Raw genomic sequence first — 17690 nt, forward strand, 5'->3', positions numbered from 1 at the left:
AACGTATATCTTCCGGATTCTTGTATAATTTGAATGTCCATAAAATGTCCATCATTCAATTGTCTCCATAGACAGCAACCGATTCCCATTTATCTAAAATCATGCCCCATTCAAATTCAATAGTTAAAACAGTCAATAAGATCATGGCCTTTTCAAAAAAAATCCTTTATCTGGTATTAATACCTACTTTCAGTCTTTTGGTGTTTTCCTGCTCACAGGCAGAAAATGGAAAACAAAAAAGTGAAAATTCCGATGCTCCTGAAGAAATTTATGATGGACCTACAGCTTTGGCCACTTTTGCAGGTGGATGCTTTTGGTGTATAGAAGCTCCTTTTGAGGGAGTTGACGGTATTGTATCTGTGGTTTCCGGCTATGCCGGTGGCAAAGAAAAAAATCCAACCTATTCGGATGTATCTGGAGGAAAAACAACCCACAGAGAATCTGTACAAGTCACATTTAACCCTGATATCATCAGTTATTCTGAGATATTGGAAATTTTCTGGCAGCAATTTGACCCGACTGACGAAGGCGGTTCCTTTTACGACAGGGGATTTCAATACACTTCTGCGGTATTTTACCATGACAAAATCCAAAAGGAAGCTGCCGAAGCTTCCCTCAAGAAGCTTTCCCAATCAGGCAAATTTGACAAACCCATCGTAACTCCTTTGATCAAGTTTACTAACTTTTATCCTGCGGAAGATTACCATCAGGATTATTATAAGAAGAATCCGACCGAGTATTATGCTTACAGAACAGGTTCGGGAAGGGATGCTTTTATTGCAAAACATTGGCCTGTAAAATTGGAAGACAAATACAAAAAACCTTCTGACTCAGAGTTAAAGAAAAGACTTACAGAACTTCAATACCAAGTCACCATGCATGAAGAAACTGAGCGGGCTTTTACCAACGATTACAATGAAAACAAAGAAGAAGGAATCTATGTATGCATTGTTTCGGGTGTTCCTTTGTTCAGTTCATCAGATAAATATGAGTCCTATTCAGGTTGGCCGAGTTTCACCAAACCGATCGATGCCCGCGTCATCGGCAAACCGACCGATACCGCTTACGGAATGATGCGTGTGGAAGTAAGGAGCAAACTCGGTGATTCCCATCTTGGCCACGTATTCAATGACGGACCTGAACCTACCAATCTCCGGTATTGCATGAATTCAGCCGCCATGAAATTCATCCCAAAAAAGGATATGGAAAAAGAAGGTTACAAAGATTGGCTTTGGGTAGTTGATTAAAATTATCCTACACAAAAGTGGTTCAACTCCCAAAAATCATCGATTGATAACCAAATCCTTGGCGTAGTTAAATGTCTTATGCTGCGACTGGGTGAAATTTGCCTACCCTGCACCTGGCCCAAGGCTAAAATGATCCTAAGGGATCATTTCCAAACGCCTTGTCCTACCCATTTATCTTTTCCAATTTGTAATTGGATTCTACCAAACACCCTAACGAAAGGTAATTCTTGGTAAAATGAATTACAAATTCATATAATAGAAAAGGATAGTTACAAACTACCCTTAGCGGTTACGCCATTCTATTCCAAGTGGGACGGAGAAAGGAGGAAAATCACTTCATTCAAGCCATTTCCTGATCTTTCCTTCGAGCGATTCTCTTTGGGGCTTATGTGTAATCTCGGTCGTTCGGCCTTCGAATATCTTTTGGCGATTATAATGTCCAATAGTTAATGGTAAAATAAAACTGCATAATATATAAGACATCACAAGCAATCCACCCTTTTTATCCTTTCGGAATCCGTAAGACAAAAACCTTTTCTTCCTTACAAAATAATGGTGGTTAATAAAACCAATCACCAACATTGGGATAATCACTATCAACTTATTGGTCAATATTGGGATTAAGCCTAGCAAATTAACCAAAAGGTAAATTGCAATTATATTGAGAGATACTATAAGGGTACTTACAGCTGTCACGCTAATCAGAGCTATTGCCTCATGTTCTTTAGCTTTATCTTTGTAAAATCTAAAGATTCTAAATAAAAAATAGTTGTATTTTTTCATTTTCGCAAGACTAATTTTCATTGGGTTTTTCGAATAGAGTGTCACCAGTGGAATACTCATAAAGTAATTTCCCACCCTGAGCATAGTCAAACGTCTGATCCTAGGACTGGGTGGAATTTGTAATTCCACCCTTTTATCTTTTCCAATTTACAATTGGACTATTCAACCAAACACCCTAACGAAAGGTAATTCTTGGTAAAATGAATTACAAATTCATATAATAGAAAAGGGTAGTTACAAACTACCCTTAGCGGTTACGCCATTCTACTCCCAGACGGGGGGAGTAGGCACAATCTACCCCTAGAGGCTACGTTTTTCTAGCCCAGACGGGGAAAATCATTGGCACAAATAGGGAAAATTCTCACAGAAGCTTGGAAAACGATTACAAAAATAGGGGTAAAGTTCGCAAAAAGAAGTATCTGTAACTAAATGTAATATTGCTAAAAGCAGTAAAAGCAAAGTCCCTCCCCCAGTTCTAATTTTTTCGATTTTTATATTTACAGTCTCTCCCTCAGGATTGACCTTTTTTAGTACATCCCTAGCCAAAAAGTAAACGAATACTAGCAAGATTATTCCAATTATCTTATTCATAACCTTTAGTCTTCTTTAGATTGATCAAACGCTAATTCGATTGTAGAATTGAGTTTTTTTTACTTGGGCATCAAGAATATGGTGGCCTCTCAAGGCCAGATTTAAGTATTATTCTTTCGACCCCAACTAGGTGTAGTTTAACGCCTGATGCTGAAACTGGTATGAATTTGTAATTCCACCTTTCTATCCCTACCAATTTGTAATTGGACTATTCAACCAAACACCCAAACGAAAGGTAATTCTTGGTAAAATGAATTGCAAATTCTACTAAATAAAAAGGTATAGACAGAATCTACACCTAGCTCCTTCACCTTTCTACGCTCAGGGATTGAAATGATTTTTGGTTTTGGATGATGTTAAAATATATGCTAAAATAAATTGTTGTTTAATTGAAGCATTTATGAGAAATTGGTTTTCAGATTTATAGTTTAAATTGCACAATTTCTGTAATTGTTTAAAGCTTCTAAAAACCAACCAACATGAACAAATTCGTTAAAATCGGCATTTTTGCCCTCATCATTATCCTTGCAGGAGTATTTTATTGGAGGTATTACTTTGTGTTCAGTGAAGGTGTCAAAGGCGGCACGCTCAATTATTTTGAGAAAAAAGGATATGTCTTCAAAACATGGGAAGGCCGTATTGTTCAGGAAGGTTTCCAAAGTCCTACTGCCGGTGCCCTTCAAAGCAATGAGTTTAGATTCAGTGTTCAAAATGACGCACTTGTGGAGCAACTCGAGCGTGCAAGTGGTAAATTTGTAGAATTGCGTTATAAGGAATACCTTAATTCATTGCCTTGGAGAGGCGCCAGCGAAGTTGTAGTCTATGAAATCATCGAAATAGGCGGGAAAGGTGAGGTTGATACCGAGCTACCGATGAATAAAAACTGACCTGGGAATCTACATTTTCCAAAAAATCAAATAAAAACTCCAACAGAAATGAACCTGTTGGAGTTTTTATTTTTTCTACTTTCTGATTATTTAGTCCAATAATCCACCACCAATACTTTGTCCAAATGTGGCCCCAATACTGCACCAAAAGCCTTATGATCAGGATGTGGAAGGTAAATGTCTCTGTCTTCCTCAGAGGCAAAGGTTAGAAAAAAGCAATGCGTAAAGCCTTGATCCAATCCTTCAGGACTGTTATTGGTTCCCCATTCGATTGACTTGATGACATCAATTTTTGATGGAAGCGCTGTAAAGGCATCCACCACTTTCTGGATGTCCGCTTCGGCTGTACCATCTTTGAACTTAAATAAAACAACATGTCGCAGTGCTTTGTCCATAGTCACTATTTCTTTTTCGATTACTTTTTCAATAATTTTTTCTTCTTTTTGGGGAGCTTGGCAAGCTGCAAACAACAGCAGCGAAAAAGCCAAAATCATTAAATTTCTCATGGTTGAAGGTTTTTGGTTATGGTAGCAATTTGAAAAATAAAGATGAATGGTTTCGACCGTTTATCCAATTTTCTTATTGGATTCAAAATATTTTCAGAACTTAAAAAGGACATTAAAACTCCCTGACCATTTATTTGGATCAGGCCAGAAATTAAGAACAATGAAAAAGCTCCAAAAACAACCAAACATCTTATTTATACTTCTCCTCCTTTTAGGAATAAATCAAAATTCTTTTTCACAGCAACTCAGCATAAAAAATCTGCACGGGGAAGTCGAAGTATTTCGGGACAGCAGCGGAATCAACCATATTTTTGCCAAAAACGAACATGACCTTTTTTTCACCCAAGGCTACATGGCTGCCAAGGACCGCTTATTCCAGTTTGAAATCTGGAGAAGACAGGCTTTAGGCACAATGGCAGAAATCTTCGGGGAAAAAGAATTGGATCGGGACAAAGGGGTAAGGCTTTTCAAATTTCGTGGTGACAAAAAATCCGAATTAGCGCATTATCATCCAAGGGGTGAATTGATCATTGATTCCTTTGTGGAAGGAGTAAATGCCTACATTGCCGAAGCCCGCCAATCGCCGGAAAACCTTCCTGTAGAATTCAAGCTTTTGGGCATCTTACCTGAATTATGGACTTGGGAAGTAGTGATTTCCCGACATCAAGGACTGCTCGAAAACGTCAAAGATGAACTGAATTTTAGCCGGATTGTAAGTCTCATCGGAGCCGAAAAAACGAAAGAAATCCACTATTTCCACCCTAATGAACCCATTTTGGATCTTGACAAGTCTATCCCGACAGCGTTGCTGTTCAAGGATATTCTTGCTCCCTACAATGCTTTTCGCAAAAGCATGACCTATTATCCTGAATACATCATCCCGGAAGCCCGAAACAATCCCGAAAAATTTATGACCCAATTACTGGATTATGAAACCGATATTCAGGAAACCCTCGAGACTGAGAAATTTTCCATCGGTAGCAACAATTGGGTAGTCAGTGGCAAATTAACTGAAAGTGGTTATCCCATGATGGCAAATGACCCCCATAGACTGATTGCCGTTCCTTCACTTAGGTATTTGGTTCACCTTCATGCGCCCGGATGGGATGTGGTGGGCGGCGGAGAACCTGTGATTCCTGGAGTATCGATAGGTCACAACCAATTTGGAGCTTGGGGTCTGACGATTTTCGAAACAGATAACGAGGACATGCGCATCTATGACATTCATCCCGAAAACCCGCAACTTTATTTCCATGAAGGAAAATGGCATGAGATGGAAGTGATTTCGGATACTATCAAAGTAAAAGGAAAATCCAATGCTGTTTTGAAACATTTCTTTACCATCCATGGTCCGGTGACATTCGTAGATCAGGATCTGAAAAAAGCAGTTGCAGTACAATGTGCTTGGCTTGAAAAGGGCGGCGCACCCTATTTGGCTAGCTTGAGAATGAACCAATCGACAACTTGGGAAGAGTTCAGAGATGCCTGTACTTACAACCACATTCCCGCTGAAAATATGATTTGGGCAGACAGGGAAGGGAATATCGGTTGGCAGGCAACAGGAATCTCACCTATCAGAAATGGTTTTTCGGGTATGGTAGCAACCTTGGGAGATGGCAGTAAGGAATGGGACGGCTACTTGCCCATCGCAGAGAGACCACATGATTATAACCCTGAAAATGGTTTTATAGCCACCGCCAACGAAAACGTAACTCCTGCTGACTATCCACATAAAAATGCCCTAGGCTATGAATGGGCTGATCCCTTCAGAGGTGACCGGGTCAGGGAAGTTTTAGGAAAAGGAACTGACTTTTCGATAGACGAAATGGGAAAGCTTCAAAATGACTATCTGTCGCTTCCTGCAAGAACCTTGGTCCCCTACTTAAAGAATCTTGTTTTTGAGAAAAATGAAGCTGGAAAATTGAGGGATTTGCTTTTGGATTGGGACTTCAAGCTGGAAATGAACTCTATTCCTGCAGGAATTTATGTCATGTGGGAAAGAAAAATCAGAGAAAAAATAAAGGAAATATCAGTTCCCAAAGAGGTGATGGATTTGGTCGGCACCATACAGATGACCCGTGTGATAACTTGGATAGAACATCCGGAAAGCTTATTTTCAGAAAATCCGGCTATGGAAAGGGACAAGTTTCTTGTAAATTGCTTGGAATTGGCACTTCAGGAACTTGAATCGAAACTGGGTAAAAACAGCAATAACTGGCAATACGGTCAGGCTTCCTATAAACACGCCTATATCACACATCCTTTGAGCCCGGCCTTGTCGGATGCCTGGAAGGAAAAATTGGATGCAGGTCCGGTGGCGAGAGGAGGTTACAGTTTTACTCCCGGTGCAAATGCTTATGGAGACAACAATACTTCAGGTGCTTCATTCAGGGTTGTAGTCGATACCGGCGATTGGGAAAAAACCATTGGCATCAATACTCCCGGACAATCAGGCAATCCCAATAGTCCATTTTATAGAAATTTATTTCCTATTTGGGCGGCAGACAAGTTTGTCAATATACCTTTCGGATACGATAGAGTCAAAAAAAACGCAATGGAGCGAATCTACTTAAAACCAATGAACCCATGAAAATCCGAGATATTTTTATCAGCTGCCTGCTTACCTTATCAGGTTTCTTTTCATGCAATCAAAAAGATGTTGAAATCCTTGTTTTTCCATATGACAGCCACATTGAACTCCAATGGCCTAAAATTGAGGGAGCAAATTCTTATTTGATTTTTGCCAGTTTGGATGGAGGCGAATTTGCCCAAAGGGCAGAAACTTCGGACACATTGCTGATGGATTTTTGGATGAATAAGGAAGATGGAAGAAAGCCAATAGACTATAAAATTGAAGCAGTCACCAACAAAGGGAAGAAGGAAATCGCACAGATAACCACCCAAACCCGTGAAATGAATGAGGAAGAATTATTGGACATGGTTCAATTTTACACCTTCAGGTATTTTTATCATGGTGCTGAACCAAATTCAGGAATGGCGCCTGAAAGGATTCATATTGATGGCGAATACCCTGAAAATGATGCCCATATTGTCACCACAGGTGGAACAGGATTTGGGATTTTTGGATTGATAGCAGGAATTGAAAGAGGTTGGATAAGCAAAGAACAGGGAATTGCACACTTTGAAAAAATGGTCACTTTTTTGGAAAAAGCTGACCGATACCACGGTATATGGGCACATTGGATCGATGGCCAAACAGGCAAAACCAAACCTTTTTCTCCAAAAGACGATGGCGCAGACCTGGTAGAATCCGCATTCCTGATGCAGGGACTCCTAGCGGTAAGGGAATATTACCGAAACGGGAACAACGATGAAAAGGCATTATCACAAAGGATCAACAAACTTTGGGAAGAAATGCAGTGGGATTTTCATACCAAAAACGGTGAAAATAAACTGTATTGGCATTGGTCCCCCACCTTTGGATGGGAAATGAATTTCCCCTTGGAAGGATACAATGAATGTCTGATCACCTATGTCCTGGCGGCAGCTTCACCAACTTTTACCATCGACCCTGCCGCATACCATGAAGGATGGGCACGGTCCGGAAGTATCAAAAACCCGGTAGAAGCCTTCGGATTTCCACTACAGCTCAGGCACAACTATGCCGAAAAAATGGGAGGTCCTTTGTTTTGGGCCCATTACTCTTACATGGGCTTGGATCCAAGGGGATTGAATGATGAGTATGCCGATTATTGGCAGGAAAACCAAAACCAAACCCTGATCAATCGGGCTTGGTGTATAGCAAATCCAGGAAACTTTAAAGGATATGGAGAAGATCTTTGGGGATTGACTGCCTCCTACTCCACCAATGGCTATAATGCCCACCATCCGGGAAATGACACGGGGGTTATTTCTCCTACTGCCGCACTTTCTTCCATTCCCTACACCTATGAAGAATCTATGAAAGTGTTGAAAAACCTGTATTTCAACTACGGTGACAAGGTTTTTGGAAAATATGGTTTCTATGATGCCATGAGTCCGGAACATGAATTTTTCCCAAAAAGATATCTCGCAATAGATCAAGGCCCAATCGTAGGCATGATCGAAAATTACCGAACAGGCTTGGGTTGGAAGCTCTTCATGCAGGCTCCCGAAATCTCCGCAGGCTTGGAAAAACTCGGATTCTCAATCAACAAAAATGGATTGGAGGAGCAGTGATAGACCCAAGGAATAAAAAAAAATCCATCGGTCAGTTGCCTGCCGATGGACTTTAACACCATTCAACCCAATCAATATTTTAAACGATTTCGTAAGGCCATCTGATAATTCCGCCGGCCATATTATAAGTGTGTTCAAATCCCATTTCACTCATGACTTCACAAGCCTGTCCGCTCCTGTTTCCACTTCGGCAGTAGATATAATACTTTTTATCCTTTGGAAGGTTTTGGATTTGAGACATAAAGTTTGGACTCATCATGTCAATGTTCCTAGCGCCTTTCAATTTTCCGGAGTGAAACTCCCCCGCTGTCCTCACATCAAGTATTACAGCGTCTTTGGCAGTCATACCTTTTTGGAAATCTTCACAAAATAGGTCTGTATATTTTTTTGGTTTAGTTCTAAAGAAATCAAACATATTTTTTCCGTTTTATTATGATCACAAAGTTATGGTCAGAAATACTGCCAAACCGTAACCAAAATCACATAGGGTTTTTTGCTTCTGTTTGATTCTCTACTGGTTTTGGGAGCTTACCGGTCAGTTGGAGGATGGAAAGTCTGACCAACAATGCCCAAGGAATAGCGTGGTATACAAAATCAAACCAATCCAAAGCAGCCATCCCTTTGGCCCCACTAGCTATCCATTTGATCTTTCCCCATATGTGTGGCTCTGGGACAAAAGGAGCCAAACCCAACGTCAGGCTGAGGATAATGACAAATCGCCAATTATTGATGGTTGCTTTCATGTTGCTTTTTCTTTATAAAAGGGTAAGTGATCTGCTGGAAGAAAGTCTTTGGAAATTCTTCCATTCCTTCAAAACCCAAGGGTTCATCTCTGCCTTCATGGGGAATATAATTGGTACCAAAAAGGTAATCCCAAACACTGAGGGTGATGCCGTAATTGACTCCGTAAGGCCTGTCTTTTGGCAAAACTTTCACATGATGCCATAAATGCATGATAGGATTATTCAGAATATATTTCAGCGGACCATAGGTGATTCTCAGGTTGGCATGGTTGAGATGACCGATGGCGGTAGTGAAGATGTGCACTATAAAGAAGTCCTCCAGACCAAAGCCAATCATTGCCAAAGGGATATACTGGGCAGATTTGTAAAGGATGGTTTCCATCCAATGGAATCTCAAATGGGCCGCAAAACCCATTTCTTCCACAGAGTGATGGACTTTATGGAACTCCCAAAGGATCGGAACCCTGTGCAATACCCTGTGAACATTCCACTGAATAAAATCTGCAACCAAAAACAGCAGTAAAAACTGGGACCATCTTGGCCAGCTTTCAATGTTGAGGGCTACAGTATTTTCGATTCCAAATAATCCCAAGAAGTCATTGAATGCTTCTACAGCTACATTGGAAATGGCATTGTAGGCAATCAGGGAAAACAGGAAATAATTGAAAAACATATAAAATCCGTCCAGCCAAAAATCCTTTCTGAATACTGATTGATTTTCCCTCCAGGGGCGGAAAATTTCCAATAACCAAACCCCAACCGATAGGCCAAGCAACCACCAAAAGTAATTGTGCCAGGAAGGGTAAAACATTTCGCTGATGAGGTAATTCCAATAACCATAATAAGAATCACCGATTATCTTGATGTATTTCTCCAATTCCATATTCTAGCTTTTTTTCTTTTAAAAGAAAAAGGACAATCCACGTGATTGCCCTCTTTCGATACTCCCATAAACCACAACTAATTATCTTTGTTTTCAGCTCGGAGAGATTTTCTCCTTTTACCCAAGCTTACTTTTTTTTGACCAACTTTAGACACCTATTGACTTATTCTGAAGGGTAAGAACCGGGTGGCGAAAACTTCAATTTTGATATCTGAAACTCTCTCGTAATCTTATTTCAATTCAAAACTAATCATAAGAACCCTGCTAAAATGTGACGAATGTTACATTTATTCATGATTTTAATCTGAAAAAGTGAGTTTTATTACTGAAGGGCTGAAAATATTTAGAGATTTTTGGGGAAATAACTAAAAATGGACAATATTTTCTGGAATGAAAAGTTTTCTCAAACTCCCAATCTATATGGGGAGCATCCTAATGAGTTTGTTAAATCCAATATCGATTCGATGTCGGCCGGCAAAATCCTTTTTCCGGGAGAGGGAGAAGGTAGAAATGCCTTGTATGCTGCTTCATTAGGCTGGCAGGTGACAGCCATAGACCAAAGTGAAACCGGCAAAAAACATTGTTTACAAAAAGCCGAAAAAATAGGACTTCAGATCGAATACCAAGTTTGTGATGCTTTGATTTATATGCCCGAACCGGAATCTTTTGACGTGGTAGCCTTGGTGTATTTTCATCTTCCAAAGGAGACTTTGGCTGAAGTTTATTCCAAATTTGAAAAAGCCTTGAAAGTGGGAGGCAAAATGATCATTGAAGGTTTTGGTAAAAAACAACTTCAATACCAATCCGGAGGTCCAAAAAACCCAGATTTCCTCTACAATCTTACTGATTTGAAATCTGTTTTTCAAAATATCCAATGGCACATTGAATATGATGGGGACATCTATCTTAATGAGGGAAAGGGGCATAAGGGTGATGCCCATGTGGTCAGGCTTTCCGGGAAAAAAATCAGAAATTAAACTGATGAATATCAGGATTTTGTTTTTCCAATTTATCTAAATTGTGTTCAAATAAAATACCAAAAGGAAAATTTAAAAAGTTTTATCCAAAACCTGAAATGGCCATGAAAATCCTTGTTCCCACAGATTTTTCAGACAATGCAAACAATGCATTGGATTTTGCAACGAAGATCGCCTTAAAAGAAAAGGCTTCCATTACACTCATGTTCGCCTTTTATGCCGTGTATGATTTTGCTGCCCAAGCCACAGAAATCGTCAATCAAATTGAATCAGATGCAAGAAAAGCACTAAAAAAATCAGCAAAGGAAGTAAAGGAATTGGGAATTGAAATTGAATATAAGATTGCCCAAGGTACAGTGGCCTCGACAGTAACAGCATTGGCATACAGGGAGGAATATGACTTGATCGTCATGGGAACCCAAGGAGCAAGCGGGATAAAAAAAGCGCTTATAGGATCAAATACCGGCCATGTCATCAAAGAAAGCAAGGTTCCCGTATTGGCAGTCCCACAAAATGCAAAATGGGAAAATTGGACAAAAATCTCCACCGGCCTCGAGTTGATCAAAGAAGAAGAAAAGTTCTTCAACACCCTGTTCAAGCTAACCAGTAATTTTGACCTTCCATATGAGTTTTTTCATGTCAAAACTGAGGATAGTTTTGAGAAGGAAATTGGATTGATAGGGCTCGAGGAAGTGCTTAAGGAAAAGTATGAGAATGAGGAAATCAGCTTTGTTGTAGAAGAATCTTCTGATGTCAACTCCGGTATTGAATCTTATCTCAAAAAAAATCCGGGATCTATTTTGGTAATGTTTTACAAAAACAAATCATTTTTCGAATACCTATTCAACAGAAGCACGAGTCTGGAGATGGCTTACCATACCCACGTGCCGCTTTTGGTAATCAAGTGAAAAAGGTGAATGGTAAATGGTAAGTGGTTAAAGGTAAAAGGTAAGAGGTTGTCCACCTTTTACCTTTTACTTCTTACCGTATTAACCAATAATCTTTATCCAAGATTTAAGCATCCACCCTACCCTCAATCCACTTCACGATATCTCCCATAATTTGCTCTTTTTCATATTCATTGACCAGTTCATGGAAAAGGCCGGGGTATTTATTGAAGGATTTATCATGAGATGAAATTTTCCCAAAAAACTCCTCTGATCCTTTTGGATTGGTCAGCATGTCAGCAGTTCCGTGAAGTAACAAAACCGGAAGTTTGAATTCTTTCGATTTTTGATCTATTTCCTTCATCATCCTGAGTAGTTCGTAGCCTGTCCTGGCAGGAATCGCTTCATGGTAATTCAAAGGATCTTCATCATATTTTCTTACTTCTTCAGGATCGTGAGAAACTTTGCTGCTATCCAATTTCAAAACCTTTAACCTTGGAGCTATTTTACTGACCACTGAAGAAGCTGCGATAAGAAATTTGGAAACATCATCAGCAGGCTTCAAAGCTGCGGCACTTAGGACAATTCCTTTTGCGTTTGGCTGGTATTTCAACACATAGGCAGCGACCAATCCACCTCCCATACTGTGTCCAAAAATAAATGCAGGGACATTGGGAACGTAAGTTTTTACTTTTCCGAACAAAGCATCGATGTCTTTGAGGTAATCCTCATGATTGGAAAAATAAGCATCCGGTTTTGGAGGACAAGATTTGCCATGACCCCTCCCATCGAAAGTAAAAACGGCAATATCTTTCTCTACGAGCTTCTTGGCCAAATGGGCATACCGGGAAGAATGCTCACCCAAACCATGAACAATTAAGATTGCCGCTTTGGAATCCTCGGGCATCCAAGCCTGAAGGTAAAGCTTCAAGCCATCATGGGTCGTATAACTTGTCTCCAGATGTTTCATTAAGGGATCCATTTGATGTCTTTGAAGTTCGGTTTTCTCTTTTCAAGAAAAGCATTTCTTCCCTCTTTTGCTTCCTCTGTGCCGTAGGCCAACCTCGTCGCTTCCCCTGCAAAAACCTGCTGTCCGACCATGCCGTCATCTGTTAGGTTCATCGCGAACTTCAACATTTTGATGGAAGTGGGGGATTTGGCTAATATTTCCTGTGCCCATTCATAGGCTGTATCTTCCAATTCGGCATGGGGAATCACGGCATTGACCATGCCCATATCATAGGCATCCTGCGCAGAATAGTTTCTGCCGAGGAAAAATATCTCGCGGGCTTTCTTCTGTCCCACCATTTTGGCTAGGTACGCCGAACCATATCCACCATCAAAACTCGTCACATCGGCATCGGTCTGCTTAAAAATGGCATGTTCTTTACTCGCCAAAGTCAAGTCACAAACCACATGCAAACTATGTCCTCCTCCCACAGCCCAACCGGGAACCACAGCAATGACGACTTTTGGCATAAACCGGATCAACCGTTGAACTTCCAGAATATTTAGTCTGTGGTACCCATCCTCTCCGACATACCCTTGCTGACCACGGGCCCTTTGGTCACCACCCGAGCAAAAAGAGTAGATCCCATCTTTTGGAGAAGGTCCCTCTGCAGAAAGCAAAATCACGCCTATCGAAGTATCCTCCTGCGCATCATAAAAAGCATCGTAAAGTTCTTTGGTGGTTTTTGGACGGAAAGCGTTTCTGACCTCAGGCCTGTTAAAAGCAATTCTTACCACACCATTACATTTTTTATAGGTTATGTCTTCGTATTCCTTAGCGGTTTTCCAATTGATCTCCATGCTATTTTTGGTTTAATTATTTTACGCAAGATAACAGCCTTAAAGGAATTTTGTTGATTTTTGAAAAGGCAATGCTTTACAATGGGAAAAATCATTCTTGAAAAAAATGCTTACACTTTTGACCAAATCCTAAAAGGAAATTGGGAGGAAGGGGATGCTTATTTTAGTGAAGCACTTCACTTTTGCCAAAGGTGGCTGCAAGGGCAGGATTCCTTTCTGCTCCAAACTTCTGGTTCGACCGGAATCCCAAAGACCATTGCTGTAGACCGGAGACAGATGGAGATTTCGGCAGAAGCTACCGGAAAATTCTTCAGAATGGCAAAAAATCCCCGCCTGCTCTGTTGCCTCAATACCCAAATGATAGCAGGCAAAATGATGTTGGTGCGTGCAATGGTGTGGGATGCGGACCTGATAGTAACCAAGCCAAAAGAAAATCCTTTCGAAGAAGAATGGGTGGATGGCGCATTTGACTTTGTGGCCATGGTCCCGATGCAGGTAGCATCATGCCTTTCTCAAAACTCCTCCCTCCAAAAACTGAAAAAAATCAAAACTCTTGTGATCGGCGGAGCACCTTCCCCAAAATCACTTCTTGAAAAAATCTCTTCTGAGAAGATTCCTGCTTACCAGACTTACGGGATGACCGAGACTGTTTCCCATATTGCTTTGGCCAAAATAGCAGGGACTGAGTTGGTATATGAAACACTTCCCGGGGTAAGCATTGGCGCAGATCCTGACAAAAGGCTTTGGATAGAAGCGCCAATGGCAAAAGAAAAAAGGTTGCAGACCAATGACTTGGTAGATATCCTGGATGAGAAGCATTTCATGTGGATCGGGAGATCAGATTTCACCATCAATTCCGGAGGCTTCAAAATCCAACCGGAAATCTTGGAATCCCAAATTGCTTCTACCATTGAAGCCCATTATGGAAAGGTAGCGTTTTTTCTTTTCGGACAGGATGACGAAAAATTGGGTCAAAAATTGGTCTTGGTCATCGAATCCAGCCAGACAGATAATGAAAAGGCAGGAAAATTGCTGTACTCCATTTCCGGGTTGGTCCATAAATACCAAATCCCAAAAGAAGTCATCTTCGTTAGGGAGTTTATCAAAACGCCTTCCGGTAAAATCAATAAATCTAAAACCATTAATTCATCGAAATGAAACTGTCAATTCTAATTTTGTCTCTATTAAGTTTTTTCTACGCAACACAAAACTCAACTACCTTGACACTTCAAGTCACTGAAGTCAAAAATGACCAGGGATTGATCAGGGTCTTGCTTTTCAAAGGTGAGGCAGGCTTTCCTGATGATGAAGCGAAAGCCTTCAAAAGTGCCTCTGTCAAGATCAAAGACGGGAAAGCGGTGGTTGATTTTGGACCTGTTCCGGAAGGGACTTATGCCCTTTCGGTATTTCATGACAGTCAGAACACAGGCAAATTGAGAACCAATGCATTTGGAATCCCAAGGGATGGATACGGGTTTTCAAACAATTCGATGGGTACTTTTGGCCCACCTTCATTTGAAAAAGCTGCCTTTAAAGTAACCGCCGGTAAAAATAATGTCAGTATCAAACTGAGATGAAATTACCTTTGCGTCAATAAACCCTTTCAAAATGATCCTGCTTGATTACCCCTATGTATCAGATTTTCTGCTACAGACGATTATTGAAAACAAATTCCCGGTCATCGCCACCAAAGAAGCAAAGCAAATTGGAGGCAACAAAGCAATCAATTGGATGGCTGAGGAAGATGCGGCCCGCATTCTCAAGGATAATCCCCACACTCCTATTTATACCAATTCGGAAAACAGCATCAGTTGGATCCAACAAAATACCCAAGGAACGGATCTTCCCGAAATCATAGACCTTTTCAAAAACAAGTATAAGTTTAGAAACCTAATAAAAACGGCCTATCCTGATTACTTTTTCGAAGCTGTGGCAGCGGAAAATCTGAGCGGTATGGATGTTTCAGGATTCAAATTTCCGTTTATCATCAAACCTGCAGTGGGTTTTTTCAGCATTGCTGTATACAAAGTGGACAGCCCTGAAGCCTGGACAGGCACAGTGGCAAAGATTGAACAAGACATCATCAGAACCCAATCTCTCTACCCCAAGGAGGTCATCGACAATACTGAATTTATCATCGAAGAATACATCAGGGGCGAGGAATATGCTTTCGATTGTTATTTTGATGGGGAAGGTAATCCGGTGATTTTAAACATCCTGCACCATGTTTTCACCTCAGAAAACGACGTCAGCGACCGGGTGTATTCAAGTTCTCCCGATATCATCCAAAAACTTCAAAGTCCTATTCATGACTTTCTTGGCGTTATAGGGTCAAAAGTAAAACTCAGAAATTTCCCCTTGCACATTGAAATCAGGATGGACGAGGAAGGAAAACTTTTTCCCATTGAAGTCAATCCAATGAGATTCGGCGGTTGGTGCACGACAGGAGACCTGTCATGGTTTGCTTATGGAATCAATTCCTATGAACATTTCTTTTATTCCAAAAAGCCGGATTGGGAATCCATATTCAAAACCAGAAAAGGTAAAAAATACAGTTTAATCCTTTTGGACAATACCACTGGATTTGAGCCTCAAGAAATCGCAGGATTTGATTATGAAGCGCTACTGTCAGATTTTGAAAACCCGCTGCATCTCAGAAAAATCGACTTGGACAGGTTTGGAGTTTTTGGGTTTTTATTTACCGAAACTTCTGAGGGAAATGAATCCGAGCTGACAGAAATTCTCCATTCAGATCTCAAAAAATATATCCAACTCAAATCCGGTTTTGAAAATAAAGCACTATTGATGTGACCGTTTTGGTTAAAAGTGGCTGAATCACCTTCGTTAAATGAAGTTTGAGACGAGGTGAAATTGCAATTGAACCTTTCATCATTCCCAAGAGGTTATTTCCTTGACACTCAAAATCAAAAGAATCCCTTAATTTTGAGTAAGAATATCCTTCATTTGAATCCAAACAGCATGCATCTTAGAACAGAAGACCTGACAAGAATCGAAATTGAATATGATTCAGGCGTAATACCACCGCCATACAGTCACATATTCAAGTTAAAAATCGGTTTTGGGAAGAATTTTCTAGAAACCCAGTTGGACATGGTATATACAGACCGCGAGGAGATTTCTGAGGATGAAATTCTCAATGAGGGTTTTTCGGTGGATGATGATTACCATTTTCAGGGTGAAATCCCCAAAGTGTGGGAAAAGCCCCTGCGGGAACTTTACGCCAAGTCAAAATGGTCCAATAAAAAGTTGGATGAAGAAGGCGGTATAAAACTTCTTGCAAAAGATTCTCAGGGTCAGATTGTACGGACGGTGCCATTTAACCAAGAAGATTGGCAGTTTTTTTCGCAGGATTATATTCAGGCCATCTACGAAATCTCTAAAAAAGAAGCACCGCTCACACTTCATTATCTGATAAGAGAAAACGAAACTGTCAATGAAATCAGCTTGACGGTGAAATTTTCAATCAGAAAAATTGAGGCAACTGTAAATGGAAAAACCAAAGAGGCCGATTGGGACGAAACCAAAGAATTGCTTTCCTTCATTTTTTTACCTGACTATGATTATGGAATCGCAACCGAGTCAAAGCCAACCCTAAAAGGTCATTTTATCGAGTGCGGCGATGGGTATTGGCATGATATGCAAAAAGGAGTCTTCAATATTGACGACTCCTTTGATGCAGTAAGTAAAATTAAGCAAGGTTTTCTCAGACTGATTTAAAATCAGGATTGGCATTGGTGTAGAAATCCCTCACAAAAGCCAAGAGTTGGTTATCGGTAAGCTTATCACTTGTCTGTACAGACAGCCACTTCCCGTCAAATGATTTGTTTTCGCGCAGGCGGTTGCGCATTTGCTCTTTGGCTACACCAGGACCAAACAGAAGAATATCATCAAAAGAATGAAGTTTGGTTTCCATCATTTTGTAATATTCATTGAGCTCTTTTTGGGAAATATTATGCTTTCGGTGTTCATTGTTGGAGGAATGGAGATTTGAGGAAGAGAACCTTGTTTTGTCGCTTCCTTCCCCAACTTCCCGCTTCATGCTTTCAAAAGGGGATTCAATTGTCTCGATCAAAACGGTGTTCCCCTCATTGAATCCAACAAAATGTGCTTTAGAGTGGTCTATCCACACGCCTACTTGTTTGAATGAATTGCTGTTCATATTATTTGGGTTTTATTG

At 40.5% G+C, this 17690-nt stretch carries 18 protein-coding genes; 10 read left to right on the top strand and 8 right to left on the bottom strand.

Going from position 1 to position 17690, the window contains the following annotated elements:
- Positions 1 to 143 precede the first annotated feature (143 nt).
- Entirely contained in the window at positions 144 to 1247 is a 1104-nt protein-coding gene (gene msrB / locus MMU05_RS15910; protein WP_241142671.1) for a peptide-methionine (R)-S-oxide reductase MsrB, read from the top strand.
- Positions 1248 to 1583: 336 nt separating this feature from the next.
- Here the strand turns inward: msrB and MMU05_RS15915 are convergent, their stop codons facing one another.
- Complete coding sequence (locus MMU05_RS15915; protein WP_241142672.1) at positions 1584 to 2090, bottom strand: GtrA domain-containing protein; 507 nt, start codon at positions 2088 to 2090, stop codon at positions 1584 to 1586.
- 1010 nt (positions 2091 to 3100) lie between these two features.
- Between MMU05_RS15915 and MMU05_RS15920 the strand changes: the two genes are divergently transcribed.
- A complete protein-coding gene (locus tag MMU05_RS15920; protein ID WP_241142673.1) occupies positions 3101 to 3508 on the top strand; it encodes a hypothetical protein in 408 nt (135 codons plus the stop codon).
- Positions 3509 to 3594: 86 nt separating this feature from the next.
- Here MMU05_RS15920 and MMU05_RS15925 read toward each other — a convergent pair whose 3' ends face one another.
- Positions 3595 to 4014: a Dabb family protein gene (locus MMU05_RS15925; RefSeq protein ID WP_241142674.1), complete on the bottom strand. Its 420-nt coding sequence runs from the start codon at positions 4012 to 4014 to the stop codon at positions 3595 to 3597.
- A gap of 160 nt (positions 4015 to 4174) precedes the next feature.
- Between MMU05_RS15925 and MMU05_RS15930 the strand changes: the two genes are divergently transcribed.
- The gene (locus MMU05_RS15930) at positions 4175 to 6604 is read left to right on the top strand and encodes a penicillin acylase family protein (protein ID WP_241142675.1); all 2430 of its coding nucleotides are present in this window, start codon (positions 4175 to 4177) and stop codon (positions 6602 to 6604) included.
- Positions 6601 to 8193, top strand: coding sequence for a glucoamylase family protein (locus MMU05_RS15935; RefSeq protein ID WP_241142676.1), 1593 nt, complete (start codon positions 6601 to 6603; stop codon positions 8191 to 8193). The genes MMU05_RS15930 and MMU05_RS15935 overlap by 4 nt, the downstream gene beginning before the upstream one ends.
- 79 nt (positions 8194 to 8272) lie before the next feature.
- Here the strand turns inward: MMU05_RS15935 and MMU05_RS15940 are convergent, their stop codons facing one another.
- The 3 genes from MMU05_RS15940 to MMU05_RS15950 all read right to left on the bottom strand — a co-directional run bounded on the left by MMU05_RS15940 (position 8273) and on the right by MMU05_RS15950 (position 9813).
- Positions 8273 to 8608, bottom strand: coding sequence for a rhodanese-like domain-containing protein (locus MMU05_RS15940; protein ID WP_241128120.1), 336 nt, complete (start codon positions 8606 to 8608; stop codon positions 8273 to 8275).
- 64 nt (positions 8609 to 8672) lie between these two features.
- Positions 8673 to 8936 (bottom strand): hypothetical protein, encoded by a 264-nt coding sequence (locus MMU05_RS15945; protein ID WP_241142677.1) that lies wholly within the window; start codon positions 8934 to 8936, stop codon positions 8673 to 8675.
- A complete protein-coding gene (locus tag MMU05_RS15950; RefSeq protein WP_418884478.1) occupies positions 8917 to 9813 on the bottom strand; it encodes a sterol desaturase family protein in 897 nt (298 codons plus the stop codon). Before MMU05_RS15950 ends, MMU05_RS15945 begins: the two co-directional genes overlap by 20 nt.
- Positions 9814 to 10190: 377 nt before the next feature.
- On the opposite strand from MMU05_RS15950, the gene MMU05_RS15955 reads away from it, so the two are divergent.
- Positions 10191 to 10796 (top strand): class I SAM-dependent methyltransferase, encoded by a 606-nt coding sequence (locus MMU05_RS15955; protein WP_241142679.1) that lies wholly within the window; start codon positions 10191 to 10193, stop codon positions 10794 to 10796.
- A 104-nt stretch (positions 10797 to 10900) separates the two neighbouring features.
- Positions 10901 to 11704, top strand: a complete 804-nt coding sequence (locus MMU05_RS15960) for a universal stress protein (RefSeq protein WP_241142680.1) — start codon at positions 10901 to 10903, stop codon at positions 11702 to 11704.
- Positions 11705 to 11810: 106 nt separating this feature from the next.
- Here MMU05_RS15960 and MMU05_RS15965 read toward each other — a convergent pair whose 3' ends face one another.
- Together MMU05_RS15965 and MMU05_RS15970 are read right to left on the bottom strand one after the other, a co-directional pair.
- Complete coding sequence (locus tag MMU05_RS15965) at positions 11811 to 12653, bottom strand: alpha/beta hydrolase (RefSeq protein WP_241142681.1); 843 nt, start codon at positions 12651 to 12653, stop codon at positions 11811 to 11813.
- Positions 12653 to 13492: a 1,4-dihydroxy-2-naphthoyl-CoA synthase gene (locus MMU05_RS15970; RefSeq protein WP_241142682.1), complete on the bottom strand. Its 840-nt coding sequence runs from the start codon at positions 13490 to 13492 to the stop codon at positions 12653 to 12655. The genes MMU05_RS15965 and MMU05_RS15970 overlap by 1 nt, the downstream gene beginning before the upstream one ends.
- Before the next feature lie 81 nt (positions 13493 to 13573).
- Here MMU05_RS15970 and MMU05_RS15975 point away from each other — a divergent pair, with 81 nt between their 5' ends.
- From MMU05_RS15975 to MMU05_RS15990, 4 genes are all read left to right on the top strand, one after another.
- A complete protein-coding gene (locus tag MMU05_RS15975; protein WP_241142683.1) occupies positions 13574 to 14650 on the top strand; it encodes an AMP-binding protein in 1077 nt (358 codons plus the stop codon).
- A gap of 62 nt (positions 14651 to 14712) precedes the next feature.
- On the top strand, positions 14713 to 15069 hold the full coding sequence (locus MMU05_RS15980) for a DUF2141 domain-containing protein (protein WP_241142684.1): 357 nt from the start codon (positions 14713 to 14715) through the stop codon (positions 15067 to 15069).
- A gap of 31 nt (positions 15070 to 15100) precedes the next feature.
- Positions 15101 to 16303 carry an ATP-grasp domain-containing protein gene (locus MMU05_RS15985; protein ID WP_241142685.1) on the top strand — a complete coding sequence of 401 codons (1203 nt, stop codon included), beginning with the start codon at positions 15101 to 15103 and terminating at the stop codon, positions 16301 to 16303.
- A gap of 132 nt (positions 16304 to 16435) precedes the next feature.
- Entirely contained in the window at positions 16436 to 17230 is a 795-nt protein-coding gene (locus MMU05_RS15990) for a hypothetical protein (protein ID WP_336246955.1), read from the top strand.
- Here MMU05_RS15990 and MMU05_RS15995 read toward each other — a convergent pair.
- Entirely contained in the window at positions 17217 to 17672 is a 456-nt protein-coding gene (locus MMU05_RS15995; protein ID WP_241142686.1) for a hypothetical protein, read from the bottom strand. The two genes, MMU05_RS15990 and MMU05_RS15995, sit on opposite strands and share 14 nt — an antisense overlap.
- Between the last annotated feature and the right edge of the window lie 18 nt (positions 17673 to 17690).

The sequence above is a fragment of the Cognataquiflexum rubidum genome (assembly GCF_022538115.1).
GTDB classification, from domain to species: Bacteria; Bacteroidota; Bacteroidia; order Cytophagales; family Cyclobacteriaceae; genus Cognataquiflexum; species Cognataquiflexum rubidum.